Below are 20548 nucleotides of genomic sequence, written 5' to 3' on the forward strand. Positions count from 1 at the left end.
GGACCGGACTTCACCGGCGCGGTGCTGCGATCGATCCGTTTCGAGCGCCGCGGGCCCGGCTGCACGCTGCGCGTCGACCTGCCCGTCGCCTCGGACGTGCCCGGCTACAGCCGCGTGCAGGCGCACCTGGGGTTCCTGGCGGTCGACGACGTCCGGCTGTCCGGTGCCGCGCTGCCCGCCACCGTCTCGGTCGAGTTCGAACAACGCCCGCGAGCCCGACTGGCCGTGTCGGTGACCGGCGAGTCGCTGCGCCTGACGCTGACGTGCGCCGAGCAGTTCCGCTTCGGCAAGGTCAGCGCCCACAATTCGCCCCCGGACGCGGTGGACGACGGGCCGCACGAGTTCACGAGCAGGTTGGACCAGCGGCTGTACACGGCAGTCCCCGGACCGGAGACCGACACCTACCATGAGCACATCTGACTTGTCGGCGTTCGATCTCTACGCCCTGCACTGGGACGAACGCGACCAAGCCGTCACCGCGTCCTTCGAAGGACCGCTGGACGAAGCCGCCCGCCGGACGTGGGACGCGCCGCCCGAGCACGACTGGGTCCGGTTCCACCTCAGGTTCGCCGCGGTCGACGACGTGGAGGTGCGCGGCTGGAACTATCACCTGCCCATCAGGGTGGAGCAGGTGCCGGTAGGGGACCGGGTGTCGGTCACGGTCACGGGGGAGAGCACCGACGTCCGGTTTACTTCCGCCCCCGCCGCCCAAGTGGGCAGCCGAACGTCCAAAGCCGGGTCGTTCTGACCAGCACGCGCCACGGCACCAAGAACCGACGTGCCACCTCTCCTGGAGACCCACGACCGCCGGTCCGTCCGAGGCCGACTTGGGTGCGTCGGCGAATCGCGTGGCCGAGTCAGGCACCGGCCGGTTCAGTCATGTCGGAGTGTTCGTCCGTCGCTTCACAACCGTGAACTCGGCGAGGAACTACACCGGTCACTGCCCTGGAAGATGTCGGTCTGCTGCCAGTCGACGCATACGGGGCGTTTGCCGATCAGCATGAATTCGTGCAGGAGTTCGCGGAGCAGGTTCAACGGCAGAGTGGCTTCTTCGGGAAACGCGGTGCGAGTGTCCCTGTCGATGTAGAGCGTCGCGCCGCTAGGAACCCAGGTGTCGGTCTGCCGGGCAGGGCGATCCATGCCGCAGTGTTTTCCGCGCCACTCGTCGCCTTGTCCGGCAGGAAGTCTGTCGGCCCGAACAGGTGAACAGCGGCGACGTGGTGCTGGATGTCGAGGTCGAACTTGAGTTGGTGGTCGGGCGACTCGGCCGGGCCGACCATTGGTCGGTTCTGGGTGTACACCACGATCGGATGTGACTGCGGGTTGGCCAGGATGTCGGTCAGTACATCGTCGAGGACGGCTTCGGAGTCGACGGTAACCGGCTCGTCGGCGCGGTTGTCGCCGCTGAAGTAATAGATGAGGAGACCGTGCATGGCTACGCCATCCTGCGCCAGGTGCTGTCACCGACGTCGACGACGGCCTTGTCCCAGCGGTCCTGGAGGCACTGGAGCAGGCGGCTGGTGGCTTCAGGGGCGACGTGGGAGCAGGTGCGTTGGACGGGGTCTTGAGGATGTGGCCGAGTCGGAGTGACTGGGCGATCTCGAGATGGTGTCGTCGATCATCCAGGTCTTGTGGCTGTGGCGCAGTCCGTGGAAGGTCAGGTTGGAGGCGCAGGAGGGCGCGGGGCTGGTTGAGGGTGATGGTGCGGGCGGAGGCGTCGGTCTTGGGCTGGCCGAGCCAGAGCTTGCCGCCGGCGGATTCGTGCAGGGCGCCGTTCTGGGGGGCGATGATGAGGAAGCCTGTGTCGTCGTCGAAGAGGTGCAGGTTGTGGCGTTGCAGGCCGGTCAGTTCGCCCCAGCGTGCGCCGGTCCAGCCTGCGGTGATGACGAGCACGGCTCCGACGGGTCCGTAGAAGGCGGCGACCTGGTCGGCGATGCGCAGCACCTCGGCGGACTCGGCCCAGACTTTCTCGGGGATGCGGGCGGCGTGGTTGCGGCGTCCGCGTCGTCGGGGCCGGATGGTGCGGTGTTGATGTGGAGCAGGTCGCCGTCGTTGTATTCCCGTGGCAGGTTTGGTCGGCCGATCCGGAGGTCCCGTGCGAGTGCCGGGTCGCGTGCGACGAGCGTGCAGGCTTCCTCTCGTTCGCCGGCAGGGCCGGTGCCGCGGCGACAGCGGCGACGCGTGGGATGAGGAGTTCCAGGCCATCTATGGCCCGGACGATCCGGCATGCTCCGGGTTTGCGGACGAGGCGACGGCTGCGGCATGGCACGATCGGGCGCACGATTGACCGGGTGGTTGGCGTCTGCGCTGCGATTGTGGACCAACTGCAATACCGCACGTGGGGAACACATGTTCGATGTTCGAGTCCGGCCTCTGTCTTCATTCACGCTGTGATATGTGAAGCAAATCTGGAGCAGGCGGTGGAGTTGAACGACATGCGACGGCTTCAAACGGCGGTGAACGACACCGGCTGACCTGCTGGTTCTCAGTTTATGCTGGCCGGGGGCGCTTGGTGGACCATGCTGACGGTATGAGGGTCGGAGGTTCAGATTCGCCTGGCTCCTTAAGTGGGAAGCTCATTCGAATCATTCGTTGACCTGCAGTTGTATGGTCGGTAGAGGATCTTGACTTGTGTTCGCTGTAGACTGTGAGTTGGAAATTTTGGAAAATTTCGCTGCTTAGCGTGAAGTGTCGTCAGCCGTTCGTGGGTGGCGGTGGCCATCGCGCACGACGGCGCGGCCGAGTCGGTGAGCGCGCCGTGACACCGCGCTCGCCTTGCCCGCGATGACGGTCGATTGTCGGGGTGGGTGTTCCTGTGGCGGGTCGGTCGGTTACAGGTTGGCGCGTGCCAGGCGGGCGTTCAGGCTGGGCTTGTTCTTGTGCGTTTGGCGCAGGGCCGCGTGACGTTGGGTGAAGTCGTGTGGTCGGTTTTCGCGATCGGCCAGGGTTCGCAGGTCTACGAGGAGTGCGACGGCGGCGTCGTAGTCGGCGGGTTTGCGGGTGGCGATCAGGGCGTCGACGCGTGCCCAGGCGGCTTGCTCGTCCTGCGCCAGTTCGTCCAGCCGCTGCTCACGGGCGAGGGCTCGGTCGCGTTCGCGACGGGCTTTCTCCTCGGCGCGCTTCGACTTTTCCCGCTGCTGTCGTTCGGCGCGCCTGCGCGCGGTCGCGTCAAGGAGTTCGCCGACCGTGCGTTGCGGCGGTGCGGTGGCGGGTGGGGTGTGGTCGTGGAACCGGCGCAGCAGCTCCCCCCGGACGGTCGCGGCCTGGTTTTGGAGGACGCGCAGCAGCAGGTGGTCCTTCTCGGTACCGGGTAGGTCCGCTACCCAGGCAGCGAGGCGTTCGGGGTCATCGGTGGTCTCGTCGCGCGGTGGGCTCGTCTCGGCGGCGACCGCGAGCAGGTCGTCGTCGAGGCGGAGGAAGTCGGCCAGGGCGCGCTGTGCTGCGGTGGGTGTGCGCAGTCCGGCGGGTACGGGTGGTTCCGGGGCGTCGTCGGCGTCGCGGTCGAATGCTTCCTCGTCGCGTTCCCAGGTGCCGTACCCGGCGAGCCATGCCAGGTACAGCGCGCGGTGGTCGCCGGTGGCGAGTTCGTTCCGCACGCCGACGATGGCGGACAGTGCTCCTTGTGGCTCGTAGTCCCAGTCGCCGGTTTCGTCGTGGTTGCTCAGGTCGACGATGAGGTGGGTGTCCGTCGTCCAGGCGTCGAACTGCCCGTCGACGAGGTAGGGCTCGACGGTGTCCAGGTCGAGCAGGGTGCGTGGCAGGCGCAGCAGGAGGCGTCGGGTGCCCCAGTTGGCGAGGTAGAGGTGCGCGTCGTAGTGGCGTTCCACCAGTCGGTTCGGGTCGCCGCGGAAATTGCCCCACTCGTACTCGTTGGTGAAGCCGGTGGCGGTGATCCGCGCGCGGGTGGACAGGGCGCGGACCTCGGCTTGGGCTTGCGCGTCGAGCGGCTGGTCCAGCGCGGCGAACTCGTAGTACTGGTACTCGCTCAACGCCCGCCTCGCGCTCTGGTCCCGGGGAACGGTGCCGCGCGGAAGCCCGAGTCGTCTCCCAGGTGGAAGAACAGGTGTCCGGTGAGCGTGTCGTCCTCGGCGAGGACGGCCCAGCCGCGTCCACTGGCCTGGTCCATCTCGTCGTTGCCCTCCCAGGTGAACTCGACGAAGGGCCGGCCGTCGCGCTCGCTCCAGCGGCAGTCCATCCACCCGTTGACGGCGATGAAGCCGAACTCGCCGGTTCCGCCTCGCGTGAACTCGATGAATCCGGGCTCGACGAGGTCGATGGCGTCCTGGTCCCACTGGTCCATCTCCACGATCCGCCACCGACCGGTCACGCGCCTCGCGGGCTTCGCCACTCGTCGTCCCTTCGTGCCGCAGTCGTTCCGGTGGGGCCGAGCCGGGATCCGACACGGCTCGACCGAGACGAGAGGGTAGCGCCGAGCCGACAGGTGGCGGTCGCGGAGCCGCGACAGCGAGCTGGACAGAGCTTCCGGGTAGTGGAACGGTCTTGGGGGGCGGCGTAGGTCCGCAGCTGCGGTGGACCGACGGTACGCACGTCCGTCTTGGGCGCAAGGATCAGGAATGATGGGTTTTGAACCTCGCGTCCTGATGTGTGGGGCGGTGGTCAGGTCGTGGATTCGGATTCAGTCGGTTCGGTAGAGCTGGTGTCGGTGCCGTCGCTCTTCCCGCCCGGCTCGATGGAGGCGTGGCGCCGCCGTTGGAGCTCGTCGCGTTCGGAGTCCGGGATCGTCATCGACTCGGCGAGCACGGCGGCTAGCGCGTCCACCTGAGTGTTGTCGACGTCGGCGTGGAAGAGCCACCGGATGTTCTCGTCGCGCGTGATGAGGTCGATCGCCGAGCGCGAGCTCCTGTCCTGCGTAGTTGCTCGAACGTATCGCACCTGGTCGGTCGGGATGTCCTGACGGATCTCGGCTTGCTCCAGGAACGCATCTGTCTTGGCCGTGATGATGCGGCGATCCGTGACGGCGACCAGTGTCTTCGCCGGGCCCTTGTCCATCGCCGCCGCCAGCTTCTCCATCGCTCCGCCGACGATCGCGGAAATGGGGTCGAGGGTGTCGAGCTGGTCGGGGAAGCCGAGGACGCGCAGGGCCTCGCCGTCCTCGAAGAGCCATCGCAGGATGCGGAGGTACGGCGCTGGGTCCAGCGATTCGGGTGCGCAGACGATGTCGGGAGCCTTGAGCGGAGGAGCCGGTGGGTGGAGGGCGTCGGCGAGAGGCTCGATCACCTCCAGGAGCCGGGCGGAGACTTCGCGGACCGCCTTCACGTCCTTCCGCATCCCCAGCAGCGGCCACGTGTCGGGGCCGCGGAGCTCGGCGGTGATCCGCAGCTCCCGCGTCAGCGCGTCCACGAGGCTCGTCGCCTCGGCGAGGGCGGAGTCGAACTCCGCGCGGGTGTCGCGCGCGATGACCTCGGCGTAGTGCGCCTCGGCGGCGTCTTCGCGGCCGGCGGCCCTCGCCCTTGCGGCGCGGAGCGCGTGGTACCCGGTCCACGCCTTGAGGGAGGACAGGAGGGCGTGCACGTCGAAGGCGATCGCCTCGGCGTTCGTCCGCAGATAACCGCGGTGGCTGCGTGCGTCGGCCCGACTGGTGTGCCCGACGTGGTCGCGGACGTTCCTCCGGTAGAGCTCAAGCTGCTTCTGCACCAGTGCTCCGCTGCCCGCGACGTCCTCCCACAAGGACGTCGGGACCGACTCGATCTCCCGCGCCTGGTCGACCGCGCGGTCGACGGCGGCGGCGAGCCCCGTCAGTTCGGCCCACTGCTCCTTGCGGATGGTGGTGAGGACCTGATTCGTCACCGCGCGGTTGGTCCTGACGAGGCTGGAGAGCTCACTCAGCATCATCTGGAGACCGATCATGGCCAGCGCCGGCCCGATCGAGGCCGCGACTCGCGCCATGCTCACCGCGTTCACGGCGTAGAAGCGGGCCTGGTGCACGATGCGGCCGCGCACCACCACCGCTCCGAGGTTCCCGCCGTCCTTCACGGCGAGCGCCGCGCCGTTGTTCAGCAGGGCCTGAGCCGTGCCGCCGATCCTGTAGAGCCCCTGCACGCCGGCGAACGCGTTTCCCAGGTTGCCGACCACGGTCGCCGCGTTCCCGATCGAGGCGAGGACCGCCGAGACCTGCTTGCGGTCGGCAGCCGGCACGATCCCGAAGTCGATCAGGTCGGGCTTCAGCTCCGGTGGGACCTCACCGGCGACGACAGCCACCCCTGGGAGCACCTCCACCAGGAACGTCGACGTCGTCGTCGAGTCGATGTCCGGGTCGGACGCCGGATCGTCCGCGACAGGTGGGTCGGTGGTACCGCTCCGGCCGCCCTCCTCGGGCTCGGCGGTCTCCAGCGAATCCGAAGGGTCCTGCATGCGATCTCCTCCCGCAGGTGCGCGCAACGGCGGAACCCGCTGATCGCTCGATCATCGCCGCCGGATCGCCACCCGTTACCGCCCACGCACTTCCCGACGTGCCGTGCTCGTGAGAAGTCCCGTCACCGGGTGTGGGAACCTCGTGGCGTGGGCCGATCGAACCGGGTGGCGCTGGGTGAAGGAGGTGGACCTGGTGGACTCCTCGCCTGAGCAGGTGCGGTTCACCGAGGAGGAAGCGCCGGCCAACCTGCGCGCCGTGCTCGAACTGTGCGCGGCCGGGCAGGTGAGGTGCAGTGACAAGACCGGTCGTCCGTCGGCTGCGAGCGTTCGCGCCGTCGGCGCGCACCTGGTGCGCGGTGACTTCTACCCCGACGAGCCCATCGCGGCGTTCGCGTGGCCGCTGCTGGTCCAGGCCGGTGGCCTGGCGACACTCGACGGCACCCGGCTCCGGTTGACCCCGAAGGGCCGTGCGGTGCTCGGGAAGCCGTCCGCCGAGGCCGTCCGGGGCCTGTGGCGGCGCTGGCTCACCCACGCGGTGATCGACGAGTTCAGCCGGGTCGAGCAGGTCAAGGGGCAGCAGGCGCGCAACGTGCTCACCGCGGCCAAGACCCGGCGGCAGGCGGTCGCCGCGGCGCTGGCCGGCTGCCCGCAGGACAAGTGGGTCGACGTGGACTTCCTGTTCGCCGCCATGCGGCGCGGCAACATGAGCCCCACCATCGCCCGCACGGACAGGGCGCTGTGGAAGCTCTACCTGGTGGACCCGGAGTACGGCAGCCTCGGCTACGAAGGGCACCACGACTGGGAACTCCTCGAAGGTCGCTACACCCTGGCCGTGCTGTTCGAGTACGCGGGCACCCTCGGGTTGGTCGACCTCGACTACGTCGACCCACGCGGTGCGCGCGACGACTACGTCGACAACTGGGGTGGCGACGACCTCGACGCGCTGAGCCGCTACGACGGACTCGTGGCGATCAGGCTCACCGCGCTGGGTGCCTATGCCCTCGGGCTGACCGACACGTACCGACCGCCTGAGTCCAAGATCGTCGGGGACCGGCCGTTGAAGGTGCTGCCCAATCTCGACGTCGTCGCCACGGGTGACCTCGACGCCGCGGACCGGCTCGTCCTGTCCGCCCACGCGGAGCAGACCGCCGACCGGGTCTGGGCGGTGTCGGCCGCCGGTCTGCTCAGGGCGCTCGACAACGGCCGCGACCTCGGCGAGTTCGTCGACTTCCTCACCGCGCGGACCGGGCACGACCTGCCCGACGCCGTGCGCACGCTGGTCGCGGACGTCGAGCGGCGGGGCTCGCGGCTGACCGATCTCGGCCACGTCCGCGTCATCGAGTGCGCCGATCCCGCGCTCGCCGCGTTGATCACCCGTGACCGCGCGACTCGCGCGCTGTGCCGCCCGATCGGTGACCGCCACCTCGCCGTCCGGCCGGAGCAGGAGCCGAAGTTCCGCAAAGCCCTGCTCAAGCTGGGGTACGTCGTCCCGGCTGGGGTCCGCGGAGGTGGGCTCTGACGGGGCGTTCGGTGAACGGGCTCGACTCCGTCGCCCTGCGGCCCCTGTGGCGGGCCGTGCACGACCGGTTGTCGTCGGGGCGGCCGGTCAGCCGGGTGAAGGTCGGCCCCCTCGACGAGGAGGAGCGGTCGGCCGTGGCCGATCTGCTGGGGGCCGATCGACTGCCGGGCCGGTACGCGACGGTGTCGGTGGCCGGGCTCGACGAGCTGCTCCGGGAGTCCGTGGGGACGGGGGTGCGCGAGGTCGTCGTGGCCCTGCTGGGCCCGCTGGACGACCGGGCCGGACGCCGGGCGCTCGCCACCGGTGCCCGCTCCGAGCTGTGGGCGTGGCTGGCCGAGCACCCCGTGGTGACGGCCCAGCCGGCGCTGCGGGACTGGGTGGACGCCGTTCGGCGGGCCGGGCTCGTCGGCGGTTCGGTCGAGCGCACCCGCGGTGAGCTCGACCGGGCACTGCGGGTCGTCGCCGCGTTGCCCGCGACGGGTGTGCCGCTGCCGGTGCTGGCAGAGGCCGTCCTCGGCGATCCGCACGCCCTGGACGAGGGAACGCGGTGCGCCGGGCTGGTCCAGCGGGCGCTGGCGACGCTCTACGGCGTCGACCTGCCGGGGGGCGCGCAGGAGCGGCGGGCGCTGTGGGAGCGCGCCGGGGTGGTCGAGGACGAGTTGTCCTCGACCGTCCTGGTCGCCGGCCTGCGGCTGGGTGGTGTCGGGGGCGGTGTGCTGCGCGTGTGCGCCGACGCGGGGCACGTCGCGGCCCTGACGTTGGCGCAGGTCCGCGCGACGTCGTTCGTCGGGACACCCGGGGACGTGTGGGTGTTCGAGAACCCGAGCGTGCTCGCGGTGGCGGCGGCCCGGTTCGGTGCTTCGTGCCCGCCGGTGGTGTGCACGTCCGGCTGGCCCAACAGCGCGGTGGTCGTGTTCCTGCGCGGTCTGACGACGGCCGGGGCGACCCTCCACCACCACGGGGACCTTGACGGCGAGGGCGTGCGGATCGCCGCGCACGTGATGGCGCGCACCGGTGCCGTGCCGTGGCGCATGGCCACCGACGACTACCTGTTGGGGCTGGGCGGCGCACGCGTCGGCACACCGGTGGGGCGGGTCACCGAGGCGCCGTGGGACGGTGGGTTGGCGGACGCGATGCGCGAGCACGGGCTGGCGGTCCCGGAGGAGCGGGTCACCGCGCGGCTGTTGGACGAGCTCGACGAGTGCGGACGGGGTGCCGGCGATCTGCCGTAGCGTGCTCGACCGGTGGGAGGAGGGTGCTCTTGGAGGCCATGCGCGTGCCGCCGGAGATGTTCCGGTTCGCCACGGGCGAGCGGGCCGAGCTGTACGTGGCGGTCCTGCACGCGTTCGGTGAGGCCAACGAGCGGTTGGAGACCGCTCTCGGGCTGGACGACGTGCGGGCGAGGCTCCGCTCGGTGGGGTGGCTCGACCCGCTGGACGACGAGGACCTGACCGGGGCACTGGGGCGCCTGCGCGGCTGGGGGCTGCTCGACGTCACCCAGAACCACGCCGAGGACTACCGGACCGCCGACGAGTACGAGCGGCGCAACCTCCAGTACTCGTTGACCAGGCGCGGTGAAGCCGCCCTGGCCGGTGTGGTGCACGCGATGGCCGTGCTGGCCTCGACGGGCGCGCTCCAGACGGCGGTGCTCGACGCGATCGCGGACCGGCTCGGGGAGCTGGTCGCGCAGCTGGGCGATGCCGGTGTGCCGGATCGCCGGGTCTTCAGCACGCTGGTCGAGCTGGAGGGGCACTTGGAGGCGTTGCGGGGCAACACCAAGCAGTTCAACGGCGAGCTGCAGCGCCTGCTGCGGGCCGAGGGGGCCGATCAGGAGACGTTCCGCGAGGTCAAGTCGGCGACCGTGGCGTACCTCCAGGAGTTCACCACGAACCTGGAGCAGCGGGCGCACGTGATCGCCAACCGGGTCGAGCTGGTCGAGGAACGGGGAGTGGCCCTCCTGCACCACCGCGCGCTGGTGGGCGCCGAACTCCCGCCCACCTCGGGGGGCGATCCGGCGGTGGCGTGGCTGGAGCTGCGCCGGGCCAGGTGGGAAGGGTTGCGCGCGTGGTTCCTGCCGGCGGGCGGCGGCGCGCCCAGGGTGCAGCAGCTGTTCGTGGTCGCCAGGCGCGCGATCATCGCGTTGCTGCAGGTGCTCGACCGGATCACCGAGTCCAGGCGCAGGTCGACCAGTGCGGCGGCGGACTTCCGCGAGCTGGCGCGCTGGTTCGCGGTCGCGCCGGCGGAGGAGGACCTGCACCTGCTGTGGTCGACCGCCTTCGGGCTCGGCTCGGCCCGCCACGCGCACCTCGCGCACCCCGACCCGGAGCTCGTGGGGTCGTCCGCCCGGTGGGCCGACGCGCCACCGGTGGAGGTGTCGGCGTTGCTGCGCAGCGCGGGGCGGACCGAGCGGTTCAGCCGCACCGGGCGGGTGCGCGACGTGGCCGCGGTCAAGGCGGCGCGCACCGGGGCGGCCCGTGCGGAGCGGGCCGCGCTGAAGGCCGCGTGGGACCGGCTGGACACCGGTGGTGGCACGAGGTTGTCCCAGTTCGGGCGGTTGGACCACGAGGTGCTCGACCGGCTGCTCGACCTGCTCGGGCGGGCCTTGGCCGCGGCACCGGACCGGCACGGCGTCCACCGGGCCACCACGGGTGACGGGCGGGTGGAGATCCTGCTGAGGCCGCCGGGGGCGCACCGCGAGCAGGCGGTGCTCAGGACCCCGCGCGGCGTGTTCACCGGCCCTGACTACGACGTCGAGATCCGCACGCCGGGTGGTCGTGCGGCGCAGCGGCCGCGGAGGGCTGCCGAAGGGGTGGCGACCGGATGAGCAACCTGGCGAACCAGCTGGTCATCGCGGAGCGCGAGGAGGTCGCGCGGGCGATCCGCCTGCTGCTGGCGACACCGCTGATCGGAGCCGGGGCCGCGCCGGAGGCCTTCGACCTCGTGCGCAGGCGGCGCGAACCCGTCGAGAAGTGGTTCGACTACTACTGCGGGTGGTCGCTGGTCGTCGAACCGCGCCTGGGGTACGCGCGGTTGGCCAAGGTCCGGGTCGCCACCGACCCCACCCGCCCGGCGCGACGGCACCGCACGGGGCGGGCGCCGTTCGACCGCCGCCGGTACACCCTGCTGTGCGTGGTGGCCGCCGAGCTGCTGGGGGTGCCGGTGACCACGGTCGGGCTGCTGGCGGACCGCGTCGTCCAGGCGTCGGCCGCGGACCCCGTGCTGCCGCCGTTCGACACGGCCAACCGCGCCGAGCGGATGGCGTTCGTCGACGCGCTGCGACTGCTGGAGTCGGTCGGCGCGGTCGAGGTGGTGGACGGCGCCACCGAGTCGTTCGTGGACTCCGCCGACGCGAAGGTCCTCTACCGGGTGGACGCGACGCTGCTCATGCGCCTGTTGGCGACCCCGGTCGGCGCGTCGCAGGTCGCGGTCCCCTCGGGGGAGTCGCACATCGGCGAGGTGCCGCCGCGCTTCACCGAGCTGCTGACCCGGTTGTCCCGCGAACGGCGTTACGGCGACGCCGACGAGCCGGTGTCCGAGGTCCAGCGCAACCTGTGGCTGAGGCACTCCGTGTTCCGCAAGCTGGTCGACGACCCGGTCGTGCACCGCGACGACCTGACACCCGCGGAACGGGCCTACCTGTCGTCACCGACCGGCGGGCAGCTCGTGCGCCGGGCCGCCGACCAGGCGGGGTTGCTGGTGGAGGAACGTGCCGAAGGCGTCATGCTGATCGACCCGGACGGCGTGGCCACGGACAGCCGGTTCCCCGACGACTCCGGCAACGCCAAGGTCGCCGCCCTGCTGCTCCTCGACGTGATCACGGCCGGGGACGGGCAGGTCGCCGTGGAGCAGTTGCGCGCCGAGGCCGACGCGCTGCTCGGCCGCTTCCCCCGGTGGGCCAAGGGGTACCGCGGCGAGGACGGGGCCACGAGGCTGGTCGCCGACGCGCTGGACGTGCTCAGGGCGTTCGGCCTCGTCCGGCTCGACAGCGGTGTCGTGCGCGCCCGGCCCGCCGCCCACCGCTACGCGGTGACCCGGACGAGTGCCGACGACGTCGAGGAGGGGTCGTGACGGTGACCGGGCTGCCGCGCGCGGAGAGCGGCGACGCGCCGGGGGCGGTGGCCAGGTGGGTACCCGAACGCGCCGGGATCCTGAACGTGTGGCGCTACTACGACGAGGTCTTCAGGTTCCACAAGGGGCGGTTGCTGCTGCGCGGCCCCAACGGCACCGGCAAGTCGAAGGCGCTGGAACTGCTCCTGCCGTTCCTGTTCGACGCCAACCTGCGCGCCAACCGGCTCTCCACGTTCGGCACGTCCGAGCGCACCATGCACTGGAACCTGATGGGGGAAGGGGCGACCGGCACCACCAGGGTCGGGTACGTGTGGCTGGAGTTCCGCTTCCCCGGCGCGGACGGCTCGCCGGACGAGTGGTTCTCCTGCGGCGCGCGGCTGGCCGCGACCAGGCACACCACCGCGGTGCACCCGGACTACTTCACCACCGGGCAGCGCATCGGCGTGCCGGGCGGCCTAGACCTCACCGACCCGAACAGCGCACCCCTCACCGGCAAGGCCCTGGAAGCCGCGCTCGGCGACCGGGGCACGCTGCACCAGAGCGCGGCCGACTACCGGGCGGCCGTGCGCTCGACCCTGTTCCCCGGTCTGAGCGAGCAGCGCTACGACGCGCTCATCACGGCCCTGCTCCAGCTCCGCACGCCGAAGCTCTCCCAGCGGCTCGACCCCGGGCTGCTGTCCACGTTGCTGTCCAAGGCGCTGCCGCCGCTGGGCGAGGCGGAGATCAGCGACCTCGCCGAGGGCTTCGAGCGCCTGGACCGGCAGCGTGAACAGCTCAACCGCCTCGACGCCGAGGTGCAGGCCGCGCAGCACCTCAGGACCAGGCAACGCGCGTACGCGCAGCGCGTGCTGCGCGCCGCGGCGGCGAGGCTGATCTCCGCCACCACGGAGCTGGGCAACCTCGCGGACGCCGCGAAACTCTCGGAGGACGAGCACCGCCGCGCCGCGCTGCGCAAGCAGGAGGCCGAAGAACGCGGCGAGCTGCTGGAGCAGCGCATCGTCGAGGCGGAGGGGCGCATCCAGGGCCTGACCGGCAGCGAGGCGTACCGGAGGGGGGAACAGCTCGACCGGCTGCGGACCCGCGTGCGCGAGGCTCGTGCGACCGCCGGGAGGTGGCGCGCCGACGCGGCCCGCCACCGCCGAATCGCCCGGACCGACGCGGAAGCGGCCGACACCGCCGCCCGGCACGCGGAGGCACGGGCCGCGACCGCGGGAGCGCTGGCCGAGGGCGCCTCGACCGCCGCCGCCCGCGTCGGTCTCGCCTCGGTGCACGCCGAGATCACCCGCGTCCTCGCCGACCCCTCGCGGTCGCGGGCCCTGCTGCGCGCCGCGGTCCAGGCACGTGCCGAACAGGTCGAGGCCGTGCGCGCCGCGCTCAACGAGCACGAGGTCGCGGTCAACAGCAGGCAGGACGCGGAACGGGCGCTCGACGAGGCACGGGAAGCCCTGGCGGAGGCCACCGAACAGCGGGCCGGGTTCGCCGACCGGCGTGGGGCCGCGCTCGCGGAGCTCCGGGCCGCCGTCCTGGCGTGGGCGGCCGGCTGCCGTGAGCTGACCTTCGCCGACCCGGGGGCACTGGCGGACCTCGCGGCGTCGGAGACCGCCGTGCTGACCGAGGTCGACTCCGCCGCGAGCCGCGTGCTGGACGCCATCACCCGGGAAGAGACCCTGGTCGGGACGGCGCTGGAGAGCGCCGGGCGTGAGCGGGACGCCCTGCGCGACGAGGTCCGGCGGCTGCTGGCCGAGGAGGACCTGCCTCCCCGGCCACCGCACACGCGCACCGCGGACCGCGGGGCCATGACCGGCGCGCCGCTGTGGCGCCTGGTCCGCTTCGCCGACGCGGTGCCCGACGACGTCCGCGCGTCCGTGGAGGCCGCGCTCCAGGCGTCCGGGCTCCTGGACGCCTGGGTCGGCCACGACGGCGCGGTCGCCGGGCACGACACGTTCGCCGTACCGGGTGCCGTGCCGTCGGCACCGGGGCGCTCGCTCACCGACGTCCTCGTACCCGAGGCCGACGCGCCCGTGGCCGCCGACGTCGTCGCACGCCTGCTCGGTGGCGTGGCCTACGGGGAGGAGCTGCCCGGAGCCCACCCGGTCGCCATCGGGGCCGACGGTGGTTGGCGCGTGGGCAACCTGCGCGGCACTTGGCGCAAGGACGAGGCCGCGCACATCGGCGCGCTCGCCAGGCAGCGGGCCCGGCAGCGCCGCTTGGCCGAACTGCGCGAGCGGATCGTCGCGTCGGAGGAGCTGATCGGAACGCACGTGGCCGCTTCGCGGTCGCTGGCCGAACGCAGGTCCGACGTCGAGGCCGACCGGCGCGCCCGGCCCGACCACACCGGCGCGAACGCGGCGCTGGAGGACCTGACCCGGGCGGATTCAGCGGTCCACAGCGCCGACGGCGTGGTCCGGCGGTCACTGGACGGCCTGGCGAAGGGCGAGCGGCGCGTGGACCGCGCCCTGCGCGCGCTGACCACTACGGCAGCCGAACACGGCCTGCCCGCCGAGCGGAACGCGCTCACCGCCGTCATGGCCGCCGCGGACGCCTTCCGGACCGCGTCCGACGCCTGGATCGACGAGCACGCAGCCCTGCTCACGGCACGTCGTGAAGCGGACCGGACCGCCGCACAGGCCCAGCGGTCCCGGCTCGCCGCCGAACAGCGCGAGGACGAGGCGGACGCCGCCGAAGCCGCGGCCCGCGGGCTCGACAGCGAGCTGGACGCCGTGGAGGGCACCATCGGCGTCGACTACCGGCAGGTGCTGGACGAACTCGCCGCGCTGCGCGAGCAGCTGGACTCGGTCAGGCGCGAGGCGAGCGCCAACCGGAAGGGGATCGGCACCCTGGCCGTGCGCCTGGGGGAGCTCACCGCCCAGCGGGCCACCGACGCACGTGACCGCGACCGCGCCACCGAGGTGCGCGACCAGGCTGCGGCGCGGTTCCGGCACCTGTCGGACGGCAGCCTGCCCGCCGACAGCGGTCTGGACGACCTGCCCGCGTTCCGGCAGGTGCTGACGGCGTCGAGCGGTGTCCGGGCGGCGCTGGACGCGGCGAGGTCGATCGCGGCCGCGTGGCCGACGCTGCCCCACTCGCCCAAGAACCTCGGCGACGCCGCACACCGGTTGGCGGAGGAGGTGCACGCCTCCCGCGAGGTGCTGGGCGGTCGGGCCGACCTCGAACTCGACTCCGACGAGGACGTCCAGGTCTTCTCGGCGGTGGTGGACGGGGTGAGGATCGGCGCCTCGGCGCTGCACGACCTCCTGCGGTCCGACGCGGAACGCAGCAGGGAGGACATCACCGGGCAGGAGCGCGAGCTGTTCGACCGGACCCTCACGGGGGACACGCGCCGCCACCTCGCCGCCCGGATACGGCAGGCGCACGACCTGGTCGACGGCATGAACGCCCGCCTGGAGCGCGTGCGCACCGCCTCGAAGGTGGCGGTGCGGTTGGTGTGGGAGGTCTCGCCCGAGCTGCCACCGGGCACGAAAGCGGCGCGTGACCTCCTGCTCAAGGACCCGGTGCGGTTGACCGAGGAGGACCGCGAGTCGCTGCACCGGTTCTTCCGGGACCGGGTCGAACAGGCCAAGGGCGACGAGACGGCCACCAACTGGGAGCAGCAACTGGGGCAGGTGTTCGACTACACGGCCTGGCACAGGTTCGTGGTGAAGGTCGACCGCATGAACGGGACGGGCTGGCAGCCCCTGACCAAGAAGCTCCACGGTGCGCTGTCGGGCGGTGAGAAGGCGATCGCGCTGCACCTGCCGCTGTTCGCCGCCGTGGCCGCCCACTACCAGGCCGTCGCCGGAGCGCCGCGGGTCATCCTGCTGGACGAGGTCTTCGTCGGTGTCGACAGCGTCAACCGCGGCCAGGTGTTCGCACTGCTGTCGGCGCTGGACCTCGACCTGGTCCTCACCTCCGACCACGAGTGGTGCACCTACCGCGAGCTGGACGGCATCGCGATCCACCAGCTGATCAGCGGTGGCGACGACGACGCCGTCACGACCGCCCGGTTCGTGTGGGACGGCGCCGAGGTGCTCGACGACGAGGTGGTGGGGGACGACTGAGCGCGGTTCCCCGCAGGCCGGAACCCGGATCGATCAGAGGTCGTGTCGCCGGTCATGCCGCGAGTGGACGACTCGCCGGGATCGCTCGCGCGTACAGTGCGACCTCGGTCCGTTCGGGGGTGTGACCCGCTCGGAAGGTGAACCGTGCTCGACGCGTGCGACCACCGGGGGACGCGTCGACCTAGGACGCGGATGACCGCGGGAACGGAACGGGGATGTCCGAGGAACGGTTGGGCTTGCGCGAGCGCGCCGCGTTGTTGGTGTTGATGGCGGAGGCCCGCGAGTTGACCAACGCCGAGCTGCGGGAGCTGGCCGGGTTCACCCTCGACGGCGTCCACCGCCGCCGCCTCAACGACCTCGGGCTGGTGGTCAGCACCAAGGTGGGGCGCGCTTACGTGCACGACCTCACGGACGAGGGCGCGGTGCGGTGCGGGGCCGAGCTGTCGGCTTCGCGTCCTCCTCGGGCCGGGTACGCCGGTGGGGCGCTCTACGTGCTGCTGGCCGGGTTGCGCCGTCACCTGGAGGCCACCGGTGGCAGCCTCGGCGAGCTTTTCAGCCCGGACCTGGGGCACCGGGTCGAGGCGGCTTACCGCGTGCTCGCTCCCCGGCCCGGCGACGCGGTGTCCCTCCGCTCCCTGCGCGAACACCTCGACGACGTGCCGGCCGACCGGCTCGACCGGGCGTTGACGGCCCTCGCGGACCGGGACGACGTCCACCTGCGGGGCGAGGCGGACCAGAGGTCGCTCACCGAGGCCGACCGGCGGGCGGCGCTGGTGCTCGGCGGCAGTCCCCGGCACACCCTGGCGATCGAGGCGGCCGGGTGAACGAGGAGGAGCGCCACGCGCTGTCGTCGGTGCAGTTCGGCTGGGCCGTGACGCCGGACGACATCTGGAGCCCCATGGACCACCACGTCGACGGCCTGCACCCGCGCGCCGTCGACGCCGTCACCCAGGCTGTCGCCTCGGCCGGACGACGCCCGAAGGTCAGCCCGATGGGCATCGTGCTGCGCGGTGAGCGCGGCGTGGGCAAGACGCACATGCTGGGCTGGCTCAGGCAGCACGTGCAGCAGCAGGGCGGGTCGTTCTTCCTGCTCAAGCTCCTCGACGGCCACTCGTTCTGGGCGGGCGCGGTGCACGGCGTGGTGGGCGGCCTGCTCGACCGCCAGGGCGGGCAGCTGGGGCACCTGCTCGGCGAGCTCGCCCGCCTCACCGGCCAGGACCGGGAGACCGGCCTGCGCCTCACCGGCACCCTGCCGGTGCGCAGGCAGGACGTCGACGACCTGCTCGACGGGCTGCGCTCCCTCGACCCCCAGGTCGCCGTCGAGTGCCAGGACACGCTGCGGGCGCTGGTCCTGTACCGGGCGAAGGGCAAGGCGTGGGAGGCGGGCAACGCCTACCTGGTCCTGCCCGACGGCGTCGAGCCCGCCGACCGGGCGGAGTGGGGGTTCCGCGCGCCGTCCCGGCCGCCGCAGCTGCTGCTCGGCGACCTGTCCAGGATCTTCGCGCTGATCGGCCCGGTCGTCGTGGCCGTCGACCAGATCGACAGCGTCATCACCCAGGCCGCCGACGCGCCGGGGGAGGAGGCCCTGGTCGACCGCCTGGCCGACGGGCTCATGCGGGTGCGGGAGGAGACCCGGCGCACCATCGTGGTGGTGGCCTGCCTGCCGCGCTCGTGGGACCTGGTCGAGCACCACGCCGTCCACTCCGCGGCCGACCGGTTCCGCGTGCTCGACCTGCGCACCGCCATGCCCAGCGCGGCGGTGGCCACCGCCATCGTGGAGCGGCACCTGGGCGGCCTCTACGGCGAGATCGGCTTCACCCCGCCGCACGCGACCTGGCCCGTCCACCCGTCGGCGTTCACGGGGGCGGACGTGGCCAACTGGACGCCCCGGCGGCTCCTGCAACGCGTCGACGAGCACATCCGCCGGTGCCTCGCCCACGACGAGGTCGAGGAGCTGCGGGACTTCGCCACCGCCGCGCCCGAGCCCGCGGCCCAGCCCGCCGTGGTGTCGCGGGAGGCGGACGACCTCGACGCGCTGTTCGACCGGCTGCGCGACACCGCCGACGTCCTCGCCCCGCTGGACCAGCACCGGGAGGACGAGCGCGTGCAGGCGCTGCTCGGTGCCGCCCTGCACTGCTTCGTGCTCGAACGGGGCGCCGACGGCCCGGTGCTGACCGTCGACGCGTCGCGCGGCGGCAACCCGCCCCTGCACGCCCGGCTGCGCCTCACCGTCGACGAGGCCCGCGAGGGCGAGGTCCACTGGAGCTTCCGCGCCATCGCCCACACCCACGCCCGCGCCGTGCTCGCGCGGCTCAAGTCGGCCCAGCTGGAAGCGGAACTCCGGCGGGGCGACGACAAGCGGCACCTGGTCGTGCTGCGCAACGCGCCCTTCTCCGGCGGGCCGGCCACCACCGCGGCGGTGGAGGCGTTCCGCGCGGACGGCGGCCTGGTCCTGCCGGTCGCGGAGAGCGACCTGCGCCTGTTCACCGCGCTGGAGAAGATGCGCGACCAGTCACCGCCGGGGTTCCTGCCGTGGCTGCTCGACCGTCGTCCCGCGTCCTCCTCGCAGCTGCTGACGACGGCACTGGCGGATCTCGACGACTTCGCGGCGGCGCCGGTACCGCAGGGTAGCCACGACGACCCCCGTCACGACGACCCCCGTCACGAAGAACCTCGTCACGACGAACCCGAGCCGGTGTCCGAGTGGCCGGGGATCAGCGGCACGCTGGCCGACGTCACCGCCACTTCCGACGTCACCGCCACTCCCGACGACGCTGTCGAGGAGGCGGTCACCGGTGAACCGGGCGTGCGCCTGGGCACCGGTGTCGTGACCGGCACGCCGTTCACCGTGCCGCTCGCCCTGCTGCGCAAGCACACCGTCGTCTTCGCCGGCAGCGGTTCGGGCAAGACCGTGCTGCTGCGCCGGCTGGTCGAGGAGGTCGCCCTGCACGGGGTCTCCTCGATCCTCATCGACACCAACAACGACCTCGCCCGGCTGGGCGACCCCTGGCCGTCCCCGCCCGCGCTCTGGGAACCCGGTGACGCCGAGCGCGCCGACCGCTACCTGCGCGACACCGACGTGGTGGTCTGGACGCCCCGGCGCGAGGCGGGCAGGCCGCTCACGCTCGACCCGTTGCCCGGCTTCGACCGCGAACCCGACGACCCGGACGAGTTCCGCGCCGCGATCGACGCCGCCGTGGCCGGGCTGGTGCCCCGCGTCAACCTCGGCGGGCGCCGGGCCACCACCGGCAAGGCCGTCCTCACGCAGGCCCTGGCGCGCTTCGTCCGCGCCGGGGGAGGCGAGCTGCGGGACTTCCTCGCGTTCCTGGCCGACCTCCCGCCCGAGGTCAGCACCGTGCGGGACGCGCCGCGCCTCGCCGCCGACATGGCCGACGGCCTCAACGCCGAGATGATCAACGACCCGGTGTTCGGCGGGGCCGGTGAACGGATGGACCCCGGTGTGCTGCTCACCCCGCCGCCCGGCAAGCGGGCCAGGGTGTCGGTGGTCAGCTGCATCGGCCTGCCCAACGACGACCAGCGGCAGACCTTCGTCAACCAGCTCCAGCTCGCCCTGTTCTCCTGGGTCAAGCGCAACCCCGCCCGGGACCGGCCGCTGGGCGGGTTGTTCGTGCTGGACGAGGCCCAGACGTTCGTGTCCTCGCGCACCACGACCGCGTCCACCCAGAGCACGCTGACCCTGGCGTCGCAGGCGCGGAAGTACGGGCTGGGCATGGTCTACGCGACGCAGGCGCCCAAGGCGCTGCACAACGTGGTCTCCGGCAACGCCGCGACGCAGTTCTTCGGCCTGCTCAACGCGCCCGTGCAGATCCAGGCGGCCACCGACCTGGCGCGGGCGAAGGGCGGCCGGGTCGACGACATCTCCCGCCTGCCCGCCGGTCATTTCTACGGGGCCACGGAGGGCACGGGCATGTCCAAGATCCGGGTGCCCCTGTGCCTGAGCCACCACCCGCCCACGGCGTTGGCGGAGGAGGAGGTCCTGGCGCGGGCGCGGGCGTCGACGGCGGGTGCGGAGGACCGGCGCGGAGCTTGACCCGGTCACGCCGTCGAGGACGGCGGACGAGCCAGCCCGTCCCGCGGGCGGGACGCTCGCGGGCGGGGGCCGTGCTCGCGGGCTGTGGTCACCCTGACAGAACGGTGACGAAGGGGCCGTCGTGTATTACGGTCTGCGAGCGCTGCTCGGTTATGGGCCGCGAGTGCGTCGGCACCGACGCGGGACTGGTGGGGGATCAGTGGCATGGGCGTGGGGGAGCGTGTGCCTCGTGGTGGTCGGTTGACCGCCGCGGCGGTCTCGTCGGGGTACACCGAGGACGCCGCGCCGCGGGTCGCTCCCGCGTCGTCGCGGGAGCGCCTGCACGACGTCGGGCGGGGGCTGTGCCCCGACCGGGGCGAGCCGGACCTCGGCGGAACCCGGCGCACCACCTCCCGGTAGCGGGCCGCACGAGCCGTTCCCTCTTGCCGGCGGTGACCGCCTCCTGGACCGCGTCGACCACCTGGGCCGGGGTGGTCACGA

Annotated in this window: 16 protein-coding genes; 11 read left to right on the forward strand and 5 right to left on the reverse strand. The window is 72.4% G+C overall.

The annotated features are described in order from the left end of the window. Positions 1 to 21 precede the first annotated feature (21 nt). Positions 22 to 420, forward strand: coding sequence for a hypothetical protein (locus ACR807_RS26205; RefSeq protein ID WP_438924071.1), 399 nt, complete (start codon positions 22 to 24; stop codon positions 418 to 420). Then, the gene (locus ACR807_RS26210; RefSeq protein WP_438924072.1) at positions 407 to 748 is read left to right on the forward strand and encodes a hypothetical protein; all 342 of its coding nucleotides are present in this window, start codon (positions 407 to 409) and stop codon (positions 746 to 748) included. Before ACR807_RS26205 ends, ACR807_RS26210 begins: the two co-directional genes overlap by 14 nt. A 155-nt stretch (positions 749 to 903) precedes the next feature. On the opposite strand, the gene ACR807_RS26215 is transcribed toward ACR807_RS26210, so the two are convergent. Further along, a complete protein-coding gene (locus ACR807_RS26215; RefSeq protein ID WP_438924073.1) occupies positions 904 to 1140 on the reverse strand; it encodes an Imm1 family immunity protein in 237 nt (78 codons plus the stop codon). Further along, entirely contained in the window at positions 1032 to 1433 is a 402-nt protein-coding gene (locus ACR807_RS26220) for a hypothetical protein (protein ID WP_438924086.1), read from the reverse strand. The genes ACR807_RS26215 and ACR807_RS26220 overlap by 109 nt, the downstream gene beginning before the upstream one ends. 172 nt (positions 1434 to 1605) lie before the next feature. On the opposite strand from ACR807_RS26220, the gene ACR807_RS26225 reads away from it, so the two are divergent. Continuing rightward, positions 1606 to 2190, forward strand: a complete 585-nt coding sequence (locus tag ACR807_RS26225) for a hypothetical protein (RefSeq protein WP_438924074.1) — start codon at positions 1606 to 1608, stop codon at positions 2188 to 2190. A gap of 641 nt (positions 2191 to 2831) precedes the next feature. Here ACR807_RS26225 and ACR807_RS26230 read toward each other — a convergent pair. The 3 genes from ACR807_RS26230 to ACR807_RS26240 form a co-directional block, all read right to left on the reverse strand. Next, positions 2832 to 3989 (reverse strand): hypothetical protein, encoded by a 1158-nt coding sequence (locus tag ACR807_RS26230; RefSeq protein ID WP_438924075.1) that lies wholly within the window; start codon positions 3987 to 3989, stop codon positions 2832 to 2834. Then, complete coding sequence (locus ACR807_RS26235) at positions 3986 to 4348, reverse strand: hypothetical protein (RefSeq protein WP_438924076.1); 363 nt, start codon at positions 4346 to 4348, stop codon at positions 3986 to 3988. Before ACR807_RS26235 ends, ACR807_RS26230 begins: the two co-directional genes overlap by 4 nt. A gap of 269 nt (positions 4349 to 4617) precedes the next feature. Then, positions 4618 to 6372, reverse strand: a complete 1755-nt coding sequence (locus ACR807_RS26240) for a hypothetical protein (protein WP_438924077.1) — start codon at positions 6370 to 6372, stop codon at positions 4618 to 4620. Between the two features lie 175 nt (positions 6373 to 6547). On the opposite strand from ACR807_RS26240, the gene ACR807_RS26245 reads away from it, so the two are divergent. From ACR807_RS26245 to ACR807_RS26280, 8 genes are all read left to right on the forward strand, one after another. Further along, entirely contained in the window at positions 6548 to 7891 is a 1344-nt protein-coding gene (locus ACR807_RS26245; RefSeq protein ID WP_438924078.1) for a helicase-associated domain-containing protein, read from the forward strand. 11 nt (positions 7892 to 7902) lie between these two features. Beyond that, positions 7903 to 9123 (forward strand): TIGR02679 family protein, encoded by a 1221-nt coding sequence (locus tag ACR807_RS26250; RefSeq protein WP_438924079.1) that lies wholly within the window; start codon positions 7903 to 7905, stop codon positions 9121 to 9123. A 38-nt stretch (positions 9124 to 9161) separates the two neighbouring features. Next, the gene (locus ACR807_RS26255) at positions 9162 to 10715 is read left to right on the forward strand and encodes a TIGR02677 family protein (protein WP_438924085.1); all 1554 of its coding nucleotides are present in this window, start codon (positions 9162 to 9164) and stop codon (positions 10713 to 10715) included. Next, on the forward strand, positions 10712 to 11959 hold the full coding sequence (locus tag ACR807_RS26260) for a TIGR02678 family protein (protein WP_438924080.1): 1248 nt from the start codon (positions 10712 to 10714) through the stop codon (positions 11957 to 11959). The genes ACR807_RS26255 and ACR807_RS26260 overlap by 4 nt, the downstream gene beginning before the upstream one ends. After that, on the forward strand, positions 11956 to 16017 hold the full coding sequence (locus ACR807_RS26265) for a TIGR02680 family protein (protein WP_438924081.1): 4062 nt from the start codon (positions 11956 to 11958) through the stop codon (positions 16015 to 16017). The genes ACR807_RS26260 and ACR807_RS26265 overlap by 4 nt, the downstream gene beginning before the upstream one ends. Positions 16018 to 16232: 215 nt before the next feature. Next, complete coding sequence (locus ACR807_RS26270; RefSeq protein ID WP_438924082.1) at positions 16233 to 16841, forward strand: hypothetical protein; 609 nt, start codon at positions 16233 to 16235, stop codon at positions 16839 to 16841. Further along, positions 16838 to 20068 carry a helicase HerA domain-containing protein gene (locus tag ACR807_RS26275; protein ID WP_438924083.1) on the forward strand — a complete coding sequence of 1077 codons (3231 nt, stop codon included), beginning with the start codon at positions 16838 to 16840 and terminating at the stop codon, positions 20066 to 20068. The genes ACR807_RS26270 and ACR807_RS26275 overlap by 4 nt, the downstream gene beginning before the upstream one ends. 240 nt (positions 20069 to 20308) lie before the next feature. After that, positions 20309 to 20467, forward strand: coding sequence for a hypothetical protein (locus tag ACR807_RS26280; RefSeq protein WP_438924084.1), 159 nt, complete (start codon positions 20309 to 20311; stop codon positions 20465 to 20467). Positions 20468 to 20548: the final 81 nt, after the last annotated feature.

Source organism: Saccharothrix sabaoui (genome assembly GCF_051756985.1).
Lineage (GTDB): Bacteria > Actinomycetota > Actinomycetes > Mycobacteriales > Pseudonocardiaceae > Actinosynnema.

Excerpts from the sequence above, each read along its gene's own strand:
- ACR807_RS26215 (WP_438924073.1), bottom strand. The coding sequence starts at position 1,140 with ATGGATCGCCCTGCCCGGCAGACCGACACCTGGGTTCCTAGCGGCGCG.
- ACR807_RS26255 (WP_438924085.1), top strand. The coding sequence starts at position 9,162 with ATGCGCGTGCCGCCGGAGATGTTCCGGTTCGCCACGGGCGAGCGGGCC.
- ACR807_RS26270 (WP_438924082.1), top strand. The coding sequence starts at position 16,233 with ATGTCCGAGGAACGGTTGGGCTTGCGCGAGCGCGCCGCGTTGTTGGTG.
- ACR807_RS26210 (WP_438924072.1), top strand. The coding sequence starts at position 407 with ATGAGCACATCTGACTTGTCGGCGTTCGATCTCTACGCCCTGCACTGG.
- ACR807_RS26225 (WP_438924074.1), top strand. The coding sequence starts at position 1,606 with ATGGTGTCGTCGATCATCCAGGTCTTGTGGCTGTGGCGCAGTCCGTGG.
- ACR807_RS26240 (WP_438924077.1), bottom strand. The coding sequence starts at position 6,372 with ATGCAGGACCCTTCGGATTCGCTGGAGACCGCCGAGCCCGAGGAGGGC.
- ACR807_RS26260 (WP_438924080.1), top strand. The coding sequence starts at position 10,712 with ATGAGCAACCTGGCGAACCAGCTGGTCATCGCGGAGCGCGAGGAGGTC.
- ACR807_RS26220 (WP_438924086.1), bottom strand. The coding sequence starts at position 1,433 with ATGCACGGTCTCCTCATCTATTACTTCAGCGGCGACAACCGCGCCGAC.